The 13,544-nt window shown below is 50.6% G+C and carries 10 protein-coding genes; 6 read left to right on the forward strand and 4 right to left on the reverse strand.

The annotated features are described in order from the left end of the window. Positions 1–123: 123 nt before the first annotated feature. Entirely contained in the window at positions 124–1,026 is a 903-nt protein-coding gene (locus NSQ80_RS10345; protein ID WP_009223289.1) for an aldo/keto reductase, read from the reverse strand. Positions 1,027–1,431: 405 nt separating this feature from the next. On the opposite strand from NSQ80_RS10345, the gene NSQ80_RS10350 reads away from it, so the two are divergent. Next, positions 1,432–2,676: an IS110 family transposase gene (locus tag NSQ80_RS10350; RefSeq protein WP_016310842.1), complete on the forward strand. Its 1,245-nt coding sequence runs from the start codon at positions 1,432–1,434 to the stop codon at positions 2,674–2,676. 231 nt (positions 2,677–2,907) lie between these two features. Here NSQ80_RS10350 and NSQ80_RS10355 read toward each other — a convergent pair whose 3' ends face one another. Together NSQ80_RS10355 and NSQ80_RS10360 are read right to left on the reverse strand one after the other, a co-directional pair. Next, entirely contained in the window at positions 2,908–4,083 is a 1,176-nt protein-coding gene (locus NSQ80_RS10355) for a hypothetical protein (RefSeq protein WP_009223290.1), read from the reverse strand. Between the two features lie 129 nt (positions 4,084–4,212). After that, positions 4,213–5,403, reverse strand: a complete 1,191-nt coding sequence (locus tag NSQ80_RS10360; protein WP_028537665.1) for a M14 family metallopeptidase — start codon at positions 5,401–5,403, stop codon at positions 4,213–4,215. A 196-nt stretch (positions 5,404–5,599) separates the two neighbouring features. Between NSQ80_RS10360 and bioB the strand changes: the two genes are divergently transcribed. The 5 genes from bioB to NSQ80_RS10385 all read left to right on the forward strand — a co-directional run bounded on the left by bioB (position 5,600) and on the right by NSQ80_RS10385 (position 11,159). Continuing rightward, positions 5,600–6,601, forward strand: a complete 1,002-nt coding sequence (bioB, locus tag NSQ80_RS10365; protein ID WP_339302134.1) for a biotin synthase BioB — start codon at positions 5,600–5,602, stop codon at positions 6,599–6,601. Between the two features lie 73 nt (positions 6,602–6,674). After that, positions 6,675–7,367, forward strand: a complete 693-nt coding sequence (locus NSQ80_RS10370; protein WP_036644006.1) for a response regulator transcription factor — start codon at positions 6,675–6,677, stop codon at positions 7,365–7,367. After that, positions 7,364–8,371, forward strand: coding sequence for a sensor histidine kinase (locus NSQ80_RS10375; protein ID WP_009223294.1), 1,008 nt, complete (start codon positions 7,364–7,366; stop codon positions 8,369–8,371). The genes NSQ80_RS10370 and NSQ80_RS10375 overlap by 4 nt, the downstream gene beginning before the upstream one ends. Positions 8,372–8,469: 98 nt before the next feature. Continuing rightward, complete coding sequence (locus NSQ80_RS10380) at positions 8,470–9,225, forward strand: ABC transporter ATP-binding protein (protein ID WP_028537661.1); 756 nt, start codon at positions 8,470–8,472, stop codon at positions 9,223–9,225. Then, complete coding sequence (locus NSQ80_RS10385; RefSeq protein WP_260071761.1) at positions 9,222–11,159, forward strand: ABC transporter permease; 1,938 nt, start codon at positions 9,222–9,224, stop codon at positions 11,157–11,159. Before NSQ80_RS10380 ends, NSQ80_RS10385 begins: the two co-directional genes overlap by 4 nt. A 70-nt stretch (positions 11,160–11,229) precedes the next feature. Here the strand turns inward: NSQ80_RS10385 and NSQ80_RS10390 are convergent, their stop codons facing one another. Further along, positions 11,230–13,284, reverse strand: a complete 2,055-nt coding sequence (locus tag NSQ80_RS10390; RefSeq protein WP_339302135.1) for a GxGYxYP domain-containing protein — start codon at positions 13,282–13,284, stop codon at positions 11,230–11,232. Positions 13,285–13,544 lie beyond the last annotated feature (260 nt).

Below are 13,544 nucleotides of genomic sequence, written 5' to 3' on the forward strand. Positions count from 1 at the left end.
AGGAACCGTGACAAATGATTAGAAGCCGCATAAAAAACAGACCCTTTGGTGAAGGGCTTCCCGTCACTAAACTCGAGTTAGCGAGGATGCTGTTCACTTATAGGGCCTGCTCTTATTTTGAGATTAACGGTGCAACGTATATTGATTCGCTTTACTTAAACTGCGAATCAGTTCAACTTCTTTCGTACTTAATTCGGGAACTTCTGCAGCAGCAAGATTTTGCAGCAGCTGCTCGCGTGAGCTGGCTCCCGGAATGACCACGGCAACCGCAGGATGGGCGAGGGAATAGCGGATAGCCAACTGAGTAAGGTTGCGCTCCGGCGTCTCCAGGTCCTGTAGTTTGCGGCGCAGTTCACGGAGTTCATCCAGCTCGTAATCCAGCACACCTTTAGCGGGTTCGCGGTTCGCTGCCAGCGCACCGCTGGCTAATGGCCCTCGAGCTATTACGCTGATCTGATGCTCTTGCAGCAGGGGGAACACTTCTTCTTCGCCGCGCCGGTCTACGATACTGTACTGATTCATGACGCTGACGATGGACGAGCGAGAGACATATTCCCGGATGACATTCGGACGAATGGAAGATATCCCATACTCGCGGATGACGCCTTCCCGCTTCAGTTGTTCAAACGCTTCGATCGTGTCATCGATGGGATCCTCGATCGTTCCGCCGTGCAGTTGGTACAAATCGATATAATCCGTGCCGAGCCGGCGCAGGCTATCTTTCACTGCCGAGAGGATATACGATTTCGATGCATCCCAGACCCAGCCGTCTTGTCCAGGAATCCGCCGATTTCCGACTTTGGTTGCCAGAATGACGCGATCCCGGCGCCCCTTAATCGCCTTGCCGACGATTTCTTCATTGGTTCCGGCATCGTACAAATCAGCTGTGTCGAGAAAATTGACGCCCCGGTCCAACGCCTCGTGAATCAGGCCAATCGCTTTGGATTCTTCCGTCCCTAGCGACATGCATCCCAGCCCGATTTCACTGACAATCAGCTCGGAGTTGCCTAAACGGTTCATTTTCATTTTCTAGACTCCTCGTATAGTATCTTTAAAAAGCTCTTTTAGGTTCATTTCCATCCCCCCGGGGGATGGAAAACAGCCTCCAAATTTTCAGCTTGTTCTTTGAAAATTCTATCAGGGACTGGACTTTCCGGTATGCCTCTGGACAATGGAACGTAGGGTCCATTCGGGGAAATCCTTCTGCCTCCAGTAGCATCGTCTACTCCTTAAGTCTGTTTCTCCGGTACGCGTCTGAGCTTCTTACCCGCTGGCTGTTCCCTTCGGCATCCCATGCCCGGTTTTAGCAGATCCGGGGCAGCTCATGGCCCGAAGTGTGTCCTCATACGCGAGGGTGATAGATCTGCGCGTGCGCCGGAGGCATCCCGGAGCGTCCATTCCCTGAATCCCTAGCGAAAGGAGGAATTTCACTTGAAGCTTTTTGTCGGTATTGACGTGAGCTCGCAAGAGCTCGAAGCGTGTTTCATGAACGCTGACGGTGACAAGCTTGAGACACTCACCGTCAAAAACAATTTGAATGGCGCCTCGCACTTGCGTGACCAAATCGTCGCTGCAGCGGACAAGTTGGCCGTCACCGAGATTCACATCGGCTTGGAAGCCACTTCCGTCTACAGCTGGCACCCTGCCATGTACCTGCATCAGGATCCAGCGCTTCGAGAGCGCAAGGCCAAGGTGTTCACCTTGAACCCCAAGCTCATCAGCAAGTTCAGAGAAGCCTATGCGGATATGGACAAGACCGACCGGCTCGACGCCTGGGTCATTGCGGATCGCCTGCGCTTCGGCCGCCTGACGACCACCATCGTCATGCAGGAGCAGTATGTCGCCCTTCAACGCCTCACGCGCATGCGTTTCCACTTGGTCCATAACTTGGCTCGCGAGAAGCAGTACTTCTTGCAGAACCTGTTCTACAAGTGCAATGCGTTTACAACCGAGGTCGACAGCTCCGTGTTTGGCCATGCGCTCATGGAGATGCTCTCCGAGAAGTTCAGCCTCGATGACATCGCCGAGATGGACGTGGCCGATCTGGCCGACTATCTGCGGGACAAGGGACGCAATCGTTTCCCCGATCCCGAGCGGGTCGCCCGCTGCATTCAGCAAGCTGCCCGCGCCTCCTATCGGCTGTCCAAGGTCGTGGAGGATTCGATTGACCTGGTGCTCGGCACCTCCATCGAATCCATCCGCAGCATCCAGAAGCAGCTCAAGGATCTCGACAAAGCGATCGAGCGGGTCCTCGACGGCATTCAAGGCGCTCAGTGCTTGCTGTCAGTGCCCGGCATCGGCAAAGTCTATGCAGCCGGTCTGCTCGGCGAACTCGGCGATATTGAACGGTTCAAGGATCAAGCCGCCGTCGCCAAGTACGCGGGTCTGACGTGGCGCAGGCACCAGTCCGGCGTCTTCGAGGCGGAGGACACCGCCCGCATCAAATCCGGCAACCGATTCCTGCGCTACTACCTCGTTGAAGCTGCCAACTCGGTTAGGATGCGCGATGAAGAATTCGGTGAATATTACCGGAAGAAGTATCACGAAGTGCCCAAGAATCAACACAAACGCGCCCTCGTCTTAACGGCAAGAAAACTCGTGCGTCTGGTCGATGTGCTGCTACGCAGCGGCCAACTCTACACGCCTCGAAGGAAGGTGAATAGCGCCAAGGATTAACGCCTCCTTTGCCTTAGTCCTTCACGAATTCCCAGTAAAAATCTGGTATCTGACATGGTTTTTGGCTGGGTTTGGTTTGATGCGCCCTTTTTTCGTGACTCCGCGCTCAACAGGCACGGGAAATTTCCAATTCGATTAAATCAACAGCTTGACATCATACCGCTGGACTTATCAACTATCGTGGTTATTCTATTATATGAAAAATGCCCGTTTCTTCACAAATTTGATTTATCAATACATGGAATAGGGAAGCCATCCTGCAAGCATCTGGGTAACCATTAATGTATCGCGATCAATCAAGAAAGCTAGATGATAGAACTTATTCCATTCATTCCTGTGGTCATAGATATAATTTGCTTGGACAGCCTGAAATGTACCATCATCCTGGAGCATATAAAAATAGTCGGCTATCCCTTGTCCTGCATATCCCGTTGTACCGTAGGCTTCGAGTACGTCGAAGAGATTGCTGACGCCTAACTTGATCCCCAAGCTTGTGGTGATGGATTCATCCGTGCTTTCTACGTTCCATTGATCTACGGACCAATAATCCATTTTGTTCTCTTCATTAAAATGAACTGTTAGTAAGGGATAGATCTGTTTATTCATGATCCCGGATTCGCTAGTTTGCCCTAATGTTTTCTCAAGCTTTGTTCGTGTATCTCCTAGCCGTAATACGTCATCACCAATCTTAACCGTAAGCCCATCCGCCGGTAGATTAACCAAGCTAAAAGAAGGGAACGATTTCACTTCACTAGAATCTTCTGCGGAGAGTGCCTCTCTTGAAGAAAATTCAACTGGTCTCATTTCGAGCTTCATCATTCCGTTGACGGTTAAATGACGTAACAATTCAAGCGCTTCCGTTCTTGTCAGCTTGCGATCCTTATCGAACTGAGACAATGATGTCGGCTGTCCTGGAAGCCAACTGCGAGAAAGAGCATAGGCGAAGGCGTCCGACTCCTGGAAATTAAGCCCTTGTGCAGCAACAATGATTTGAATGGCTTGTCCTTGTGTAATTGGCGATTTTCTTGCACTCGGATCAATGACGCCTGCAGCCGGATATCGATACACTTTTGCCATCTGATATACTCCGTCCATCCAATCGTCGTTATAGGAAGCACTCGGCATCGCAAGGCCAAACCCCCGAAACATCATTTTCAAAAATTCAGCTTCACTTGCAAGCTGATCCGGCTTAACAGTTCCATCTGGAAAGCCATCAATAATATGCTGATTTGCTCCCCAACGAAATAATAGCTCCGCAGGGTGCTTGCGCAAGTCGGAAGGAGTAGTTTGAAATGGAGAAGAGTCGACCTCCAAGTCGAAGGTTGCGGGAGATTGACTGTGTACGGTTCCTTGACTAAGGAATGCTAAAATAACTAAAAAAACAGGAATTGAACAGATCTTTTTCATAACAACCTACCTTTCTGGAAATATCTTCTTTAACGTATATCGGAATCTAAAAGATAGGTCATTAGCGATAAAAAACGCGGGACGCTCCTTTATTAGGAAAGTCCCGCACGCACACATTATAATCTTCGTTTACATATACAAGCTCGCCAGCAAGATCCCCAAGCTCTCCTCGTAAATTTCGTCGAATTGGGATAACGGCAGCGGATTTACGCCGGTTCCGAGTTCGATCGTAAATCCGGGACGCCGGAATTCATAGATGAACCAATCCTTAAATCCGGCATAGCTTTCCACGTTCCGGACCGGCTTGTAGCCACTGACCCGGGCGAACTCGTTTACGATCGTCTCAGCATACGCAGGTTCGCGGTTTTCAAAGCCCCAATAGATCTCCTCCCCTTGGGTATGGAAGGCCAAGACATGATCAAAATCGCTCTGCCGAACCAGGTTGGCCATGGCGATCGCTTCAGGTTCGGTCAGCGGGGCGGTGCCTGGATAATCCCGTGGACCGCGCTCCACTGGGTTTCTGGCAACCTCACGTTCCCATAACGCCGGGAACTGATCGTTCAAATCTACGCCATTGATATTGGCCTTCCATCCCTGAAAATCGGTGTTGCCGCCGTTGTAGGACAGCACATTGCTGCGGTAAGGTTCCTCGGCAGGCAATCCATGGATCACCAGGTCTACGCCGTCCGGGTTCACCATCGGCACCATGGAGAGGGTGGCTCCTTCGTAATAAGGCCACATGTGCAGACCGCGAATGGTGCTGTTATTCGTTAGCGCAAGCAGATATTGGTTCAGGAATTTGATCAACACCGGCGTCGTGATCCATTCATTTGCATGAAAAGCTCCGTTAACATGCACTTGTTTGCTGCCTTTACCGATGCGTAGTTCGGGGATCGGTTTGTTCATGACCGAATTGCCGATATTCCGATAGGCGATAAACGGATAAATGTCCATCAACCGGTTTAAATCGTCCCGCAAGGCGGCGTAATCATAGGGTTTGCGGATGTCGACCACGAACCAGGTGACCCGCAGCGGAAGCTGCAGCCGTTGTCCGATCGTAAGGTGATTTGGATTCACCGACTGGTTCAGCAGCAGGATTACATCCAGAGAAACCCCGCGGTCCCTGGACAGCTTCCAGATGGAATCCCCGGCTTTCACCTGATACTCGCTGGTGACAAAACCAGGGATGTGGATGGTCTGGCCCACGCTAAGGCTCTCCGCTGGAATGCCTGGATTGGAATCGACGATCAATTGCAGCGGCAGTTGGAAAATTTGACTGTAGTACCATAACGTATCCCCCGAACGCACTTGTATACGCATAACATATCCCTCCTGCACAATTTTGCCTTATAACACCCTATGTAGGAGGAAGTGCGCTCCATGCAAAAAATGAAGGATTCCTGCTTCACAACCTGCGAGCTTTCCGGTAGAATTTAAAAGGCTATATTGTTAACCTTAAATACGAATTAAGGTTAACAATTAAAAATCAATCAAACATAGAAAGCTGGGATGAGGAATGAACCAACGCAAGACGGTAGGACAGAGCTGGGACACCTTCGCCGAAAAAGCCCTGAGCGGTGCAGTTTTAACTTTGGAGGAGGGGGTGTCCGTATTACAAGCCAACAATGATCAATTGCTGCCGTTGATGAAGGCGGCTTATCGAGTGAGACGGCATTACTATGGCAATAAAGTTAAGCTCAACATGATCATCAATGCCAAAAGCGGACTATGCCCCGAAGATTGCGGGTACTGCTCCCAATCCTTGGTCTCAACGGCTTCGATTCCGAAATATCCGCTGCTCGACAGGGAAACGTTGGTCGCCGGAGCCCGTGAAGCATTACAGCGCAAGGCAGGAACGTATTGTATCGTGGCTTCCGGCAGGGGACCCACCGATAAAGAGCTCGAGCAAGTCGTTGAAGCGGTCGCTGAAATCCGCGCGACGATGCCGCTGAAGATTTGCGCTTGCCTCGGTATTCTAAGGGAGGAGCAGGCGGAGAAGCTCCGTGAAGCCGGAGTTCACCTCTACAACCACAATTTGAACACGAGCCGGGCGAACTATCCGTCGATCACAACCACCCATACCTACGATCAACGCGTGGCAACGGTGGAAACGGCAAGAGCGCACGGCATGTCTCCTTGCTCTGGCGTGATTATCGGCATGGGCGAATCGGATGAGGAAATCGTGGAGATGGCTTTGGCGCTGCGTGAATTGGATGCCGATTCGATTCCGATCAATTTTCTGAACGCGATCCCGGGGACGCCGCTCGAACATTCGGAGCGGGTACCGGCGCTAAAGGCGCTTAAGGTATTGGCTTTGTTCCGGTTTATCTGTCCGACGAAGGAAATCCGGGTAGCCGGCGGCCGGGAGATCAGTCTCCGTACGCTGCAGCCGCTATCCTTATATGCAGCGAATTCGATCTTTGTGGGCGACTACATGACGACGAGGGGGCAAGACGTAACTCTAGATCACCAAATGATTGAGGATCTGGGCTTCGAAATTGAAGAAACCGCGATTTAATAGAAAGATAGCGCCACGCTTTGTTATCCGGTAAACTGGATGAAGTAAGAATTCTAATAACGTGGTGATTTGCTTGTTTCAAATCATGTTAATCGAAGACGATCCATCCTTATTTCAGGAAATCCGCGAACGACTGCAGCAATGGTCTTATGGAGTGCATGGCGTTCGGGATTTCGGCAATGTGCTGGAGGAGCTTACGGCGGTTCGTCCGGACCTGGTTCTGATTGATATCCAGCTGCCCAAATTTGATGGGTTTCATTGGTGCCGACAAATCCGTGCCCGTTCCAACGTGCCGATCATTTTCTTATCTTCCCGCGACCATCCCGCCGATATGGTGATGTCTATGCAGCTAGGGGCGGATGATTTTGTTCAGAAGCCGTTCCATTTCGAAGTGCTGATCGCTAAAATCCAGGCGACGCTTCGCCGGGTCTACAATTATAATACCGAACGCGTTGAGCTGCGGACGTGGCGCGGAGCGACTATCGAATATGGGCGCAACACCGTCACGGCAGAGCAGGGGACGATCGAGTTAACGAAAAACGAGATGCTCATCCTCAAGCTGCTGGTGGAGCAGAAGAATCGCATTGTCAGCCGCGAGGAGCTGATCCGCAGTTTATGGGATAACGAGCATTTCGTCAGCGACAATACTTTGACGGTCAACGTAAATCGGCTGCGCAAGAAGCTGGAGAACCTCGGGCTGGACGCTTATATCGAGACAAAGGTAGGTCAAGGATATATGGCAACCGAAGAGGTTCAGGTGTTATGATCGGAAAATATTTGCGTGAGCGCCTCAGCTGGATCTTGCTCGTCTTCGGCCTGCAGCTCTTGCTCCTCTTCGTCGCCGCCATCGACCGGACGATTCCGTTTATGCCGATGCTGTATATCGTTTTCTTATCGATCTTGGGATTTGGGGCATTTCTACTGATTCGGTATCCGAAGGAAAGCCGGTTTTATCAAAGCCTGGCCGCCTGGGATGACACGTACGATTTGAGCGTGATCGCTGCGCCGGAAAGCCCGCTGGAGGGAATCGTTATGGACCGGTTAAGCGAGCAAACGGACAAGTTCCGCAAGGAAACGTCGCAGCTTGTCGCCCAGCTGGAAGAGGAGAAGGACGAGCTGATGGCCTGGATTCATGAGGTGAAAACACCGCTCACCGCCATGCGGCTGATGATCGATCGGATGGGCGACGAGCCGCTCAAAGAGCAGCTTCACCTGGAGTGGCTGCGCATCCACCTGCTGCTGGACCGCCAGCTGCACCAGAAGCGGATTCCGTTTATCGAGAACGATCTCTACATCGAACAGGTGAAGCTGGAGCCGCTGCTGGTTCAAGAGATCCGGGAGCTAAGAGCATGGTGTTTGCAAAAAGGCATCGGCTTTGACGTCCATCTGCCTGTCCAAGAGGTGCTGTCGGATGCAAAATGGCTGGCGTTTATCGTTCGGCAACTGCTAACCAATGCGGTGAAATATAGCGAAGCCTCCGATATCTGCGTGGAATCAGGGATTTCGCCGGAAGGACAGGCCTGGCTCAGCGTCCGCGACAAAGGGCGGGGGATCGATGCCAAGGACCTGCCGCGTATCTTCGAGAAAGGATTTACCTCTACGCGGAACCACGAGGATCATGCGGCTACCGGCATGGGATTATACTTGGTGAAAAAAGCGGCGGATTCCCTGTCAATCCGGATCAAGGTCGACTCGAAGCCCGGCGGGGGCACCGCTTTTACGTTGTTTTTCCCAAGAAGTAATGCATACGTTCATACGCTAGGCATGTGACAACATTGTCACATGCCTGTTTGTTTTGTTCGGGAAATCGCAGGAATTGTCCCTCCCGGGTAAGGTAAGATAAGGGCAGGATAAAGGAGTGATTAATCATGGCTATACTTGAAGCCAGCAAAATTCATAAAAGTTATGGCAACAAATTTAATCGCCAGGAAGTGTTGAAAGGGATTGACCTGAATGTAGAGAAGGGTGAGTTCGTTAGCATTATGGGGGCGTCCGGCTCCGGCAAGACGACCTTATTAAACGTGCTTTCTTCGATCGATAAAGTCAGTCTCGGCAGCATTAAAATTGAAGGCAAAGAGTTCACGGGGCTGAAGGAGAAGGAGTTGGCCGAATTCCGCAAATCCCATCTCGGCTTTATTTTTCAGGAATACAATTTGCTGGATACGTTAACGGTCAAAGAAAACGTGCTGCTGCCGCTCTCGATCAAGAACGTCTCCCGCAAGGAGGCGGACCTGAAGTTTCAGGAGATCGCCACCGAGCTTGGCATTTACGAAATTAAAGACAAGTATCCCAATGAAATATCGGGGGGACAAAAGCAGCGGACTTCCGCCGCACGGGCGTTTATCCACGATCCGAGCATTATTTTTGCCGATGAGCCGACGGGCGCACTGGATTCGAAATCAGCTTCCGATTTGCTAAATAAGCTGAGCGAGCTCAACCGGAAAATCGCGGCAACGATTATTATGGTCACCCATGATCCGGTGGCGGCAAGCTACACCAGTCGCGTCGTGTTTATCAAGGATGGACAAATTTATTCGCAGCTGAATAAAGGCGACGAGTCGCGACAGTCGTTCTTCAACGACATCATCAAAGCGCAGGGCGTATTGGGCGGGGTGCAGGAATGAGTCTGACCCATCTGATTTACCGCAATCTCAAGAAAAATCTAAAAAACTACTACTTGTACGTGTTCGCCTTAATTTTCAGCGTGGCGCTTTACTTCGCATTTGTCACCTTGCAATATGACCCGGCTTTGGACGAAATAAAGGGGTCCGTAAAAGGGGCCGCCGGATTAAAAGCCGCATCGGTGCTGCTCATCGTAATTGTGACCATCTTTTTGCTGTATGCTAATACCATCTTTATTAAGCGGCGAAGTAAGGAGATTGGTCTCTTTCAATTAATCGGGTTAACGAAAGGGAAGATCTTTCGTATTCTCAGCAGCGAAAACCTGATTCTGTATTTCGGCTCTATGCTGATCGGCATCTTCGTTGGATTTTCCTGCTCCCGGCTGCTGCTGATGATCTTGTTCCAGATCATTGGACTTGAGGCTGCGGCAACGCTGCGCTTCTCCTCGCAGGCGCTGATACAGACCGTCGAGGTCTTTGCGGCGATCTACCTGCTAATTATGCTGATGAACTACACGTTCATCAAACGACAAAGCATTTTGTCGCTGTTCCGAGCGACATCCACTACGGAGAATGTGTATCGTAAAATGCCCTTATCCGAAATTGTCATCGGCATTCTGGGAATCGGGCTGATCCTTTATGGTTACCGGATTTCGGCGGATCTGTTCAGCGGCGACTACACGGAAATGCGGGAGCTCTTCCTCGCCATGATTCGGATCCTAGGTTCGGTGATCGTCGGCACGTACCTGTTCTATAAAGGTTCGGTTAGTTTTATTTTCAATCTGGTTCGTAAGGCGAAAGGGGGATATCTCTCGTTAAATGAGGTGCTGTCCCTCTCCTCGATCATGTTCCGCATGAAATCTAACGCATTGCTGCTGACCATCATCACGACGGTGTCCGCTTTGGCCATCGGTTTGTTGTCGCTAAGCTACATTTCTTATTACTCAACGGAAAAAACCGCTCAGCAAACCGTACCCCATCATTTCACTCTGTTAGATTCCAAGGACGTGGACGCTTTCGAGCAGGCATTAAAGTCTGCCGGAATCGAGACGCGAGAGACTCAGCGCCAAGTGGTGATCGCCGAAGCTGACCTCTCCAACCTCATTGGATCTGCGCTAAGCGGGCAGAATAGCCAACTGACGACACTGGCTGTTGTGGATGAACAAGAGGTTGCTGGGATGGATTTGGGTCCCAAAGAAGCGCTGTTGGCTGGTTCAAGCAATTTGTTGGAGCAGTTCATGGGCTTGCGGTCCAAAGGGGATATGACGATAAAGGGGAACTCGCAGTCCATTCCAGTGACCGTGATCGATACGATGAAGGATGCGATTGTATCGATCCATTTTTCCTCGGGTTTGCCGTCGGTCATCCTTGATCATGCCGACTTCGAGCAACTGATGCAGGATATGAATCGGGAACTTCAGAGTTCCTACCGGGTCTATTATGGGATCGATATTGCGAATCCCGACTCGAAGCAACAAGCGGACCGGATCTATCACGAGTTGGGCTTCGACAAGAAACCAGGCGCGTTGTCGCAAATCAGAATCATTATGGAACAAAGAAGCAACATGGGGTTGATCATGTTTATCGTTGGTTTCCTGGGATTAACCTTCCTGATCACTTCAGGCTGTATCCTGTATTTCAAGCAAATGGGCGAAGGGGAAGAAGAGAAGCCAAGTTACACCATCTTACGCAAGCTGGGATTCACGCCGGGCAACCTGCTCCAGGGCATTCAATACAAGCAGTTGTTTAACTTTGGTATCCCGTTGGTTGTAGGTTTGTCGCATAGTTATTTTGCGGTTCGCTCCGGCTGGTTCTTGTTCGGGACGGAGCTATGGACCCCGATGATCTTGGTCATGCTGATTTATACCGCGCTGTATTCGATTTTTGGGCTGTTGTCGGTTCTTTACTATAAACGAGTTATCAAGGAATCGTTATAATACAGGGAGCACTTAAGCAAAAACAAGGCAGGAACTCCTCATTGGAGGATTCCCGCCTTGTTTTATGTGGTTAAGGTTTCTTTGGAAGGCTGTAAGCTTCCCGAATCAGCGCAAAATAGGTATCGGCTAACACAACTTCAAATTCCGGTCCCAGCGCTTGTGTGATCGCGACAACGTCCGATGGTCTCATGCTCCAAGCGTTGACCCCTACGGAAACAAACATCGGCGAGTTCCCGTCCCAAGAAGCCTTCGCATCATTCAAAATGTTGATACCATCTCTGACCGTGGTCGTGCCTTTGAAATAAGAAACGGGTAAATTGCCGTTGACGATTTCTACGTAATTTTGGCTCCCGCCACCAAGGAACAGGCCTGGTACTTTCAAGTATTTCACATAGGCTTCTGCTTTGGAACCGGTGAGAGGAACGTCACGGGCGTCTTGACGGTTGATTACAAAAGGATACGACATGCCGGATTTCTTCAAATACGGGTAGGAATCCTTCATGAATTGGGCAAAGCTCTCCTCCGGCCAAACCTGCGGACTGAAATACCCGGCTCCTGAAGGTCCGGCTACCAGCAGGTCATTTTTCGTAGCGGTGGACTGGTAATAGTCTAAGATCGCAGGGGCCGCATCAACGAGGAGCGGGCTAGCCGACCAGTTCATGGGTACTTGGCCGCGGGCAGGATCATCCCAAAGATTGCGCATATGATTTTGATCGTACTGCAGGTTATCGCCCTCACCAAACGTGAAGGTCACGTAGATCTTGTTGTTCAACTTCGGAGTTACCGGCTTGTTCGGCTTGGCCGGCTTCGCTTTCGTCCCCGCCATGACCGTCATATTATGGAACCAGTCGGAAGGCAGGACGTAAACACCATAACTAGAGGTCAGGTCAACCCCAGCGATTTCGCCTTCCACATCATTATCAAACCAACCCAAATACGGTGTTCCTGGTTCTACATCCGCTAAAATCCGTTCGAACAACGCCCTTTGTTCAGGTACTCCGCTGGAAAGCCAGAACACCATCGCTTTGTTGGCTACCGCGTAATCGCGGAGGTAGCCGAACGGCTCCTTCGTTTCAGAGGAGAGCGGCTTCACTTTGCTGGCGGAAACTTTAAATTGATTCCACATTTCGACGCTAACGGTTAAATGCTGGGTTCCCGCCGGTGGAATAAATTCGTAGACGAAATAGTTGCCGTTATCGGCAAACCGGTGGTCCGCACCCGGCAAAAACTTGGAGCCGTGACGGTCATACAAAAACGGTTCTTCTTCCGGCGTGCCGGTTTCAAAGCGAAGGATCTCCTCACCGTCTGCCGATACGCTGATCTCATGAACGGCAGGACCCCAGCCGTCCTGGGTGTAAGCATCCTGGAACCGCAGGTAGACAGCCTCTCCGCCTAGGAACTCGGTCAAATCCAGTTCATACGTTCTCCGGTTGCTGGCATCACGGATTTGCTCCGGTTCCGTAAGAATTGTCTTGAATGATGCGAAATTATCCGGAGGGAGCGGGATGGACGTATTCGGACTGAGACCGACCAGCATCCGTTTTGTCGTTTGACTCCATAAATGCTCGTATTGCCAAGTGTAAGCCTCCATCCGATCTTTGAACTTCCCTTGCAGGTCCTCAACGACACGCAAGCGATAAGGCGCCGCAGTTAGTTCTTGGGCCAGTTCGGGGCTTGCTACGACAGCGTCCTTCAAACCGGCAAGCGTCGTCGCCACATTAATCGAATCAGGCACGGCCGGATCATAGACGATTACGCCTTTGACCTCCCGGGCATACGCCTTGACGATGTCCAGTGGATTTTCGTGAATCCGATAAGGCACCTTAATATCGTTTAACCAAGGATCTTTCTCATTTTGCTGCACGTAAATTCGGGGTTCCTTGCGGTTGACGATCCCTTGAAGTGTTATCAGCAGAAGCTCGATGTCCCCTGGCTTGTCGTACACTTGAGCCACATCCAAGCGCTTGGCTTTGGCGAAGGTAGGGAGCTCCTGATTCTTCGGCCAAACGATGCCGCTCTTCTTGTTTAGTTCCGCTGAAATCGAGCTGTCTGCGGAGGCTCCTAACGGCATGGTTAACGTACATACTAGTGCTAAACCGAGCGTGATCCATTTGCGCAACATCATTTCGACACCTCTCTTCTTAGAATAAGTTGCGAAAGACTTGTCCGATTCGATCGTTCGATATACCACCTCCTGATGGTTATGGATGTGATTGGAAAGGTTTACAAGCTATATTTAATATATTCTATTGTATATTTCAATAGCTTCGACAAAACTTCACAGGGATCGATTGAAACATATTTATTAACCGATGTCTCGACTTCGTTCTATAGGGGTAACTGTAAACCTAGAGTCAAATTTGCAAAACAAAAGCGTCGACCGTT

It is taken from the genome of Paenibacillus sp. FSL K6-2441, assembly GCF_037964765.1.
In the GTDB taxonomy this organism is placed as follows: Bacteria; Bacillota; Bacilli; order Paenibacillales; family Paenibacillaceae; genus Fontibacillus; species Fontibacillus phoenicis.

Coding starts and splice junctions, on each gene's coding strand:
- NSQ80_RS10380 (WP_028537661.1), top strand. CDS start 8,470: ATGGCTATACTTGAAGCCAGCAAAATTCATAAAAGTTATGGCAACAAA.
- bioB (WP_339302134.1), top strand. CDS start 5,600: ATGAACCAACGCAAGACGGTAGGACAGAGCTGGGACACCTTCGCCGAA.
- NSQ80_RS10345 (WP_009223289.1), bottom strand. CDS start 1,026: ATGAAAATGAACCGTTTAGGCAACTCCGAGCTGATTGTCAGTGAAATC.
- NSQ80_RS10375 (WP_009223294.1), top strand. CDS start 7,364: ATGATCGGAAAATATTTGCGTGAGCGCCTCAGCTGGATCTTGCTCGTC.
- NSQ80_RS10390 (WP_339302135.1), bottom strand. CDS start 13,284: ATGATGTTGCGCAAATGGATCACGCTCGGTTTAGCACTAGTATGTACG.
- NSQ80_RS10385 (WP_260071761.1), top strand. CDS start 9,222: ATGAGTCTGACCCATCTGATTTACCGCAATCTCAAGAAAAATCTAAAA.
- NSQ80_RS10355 (WP_009223290.1), bottom strand. CDS start 4,083: ATGAAAAAGATCTGTTCAATTCCTGTTTTTTTAGTTATTTTAGCATTC.
- NSQ80_RS10360 (WP_028537665.1), bottom strand. CDS start 5,403: ATGCGTATACAAGTGCGTTCGGGGGATACGTTATGGTACTACAGTCAA.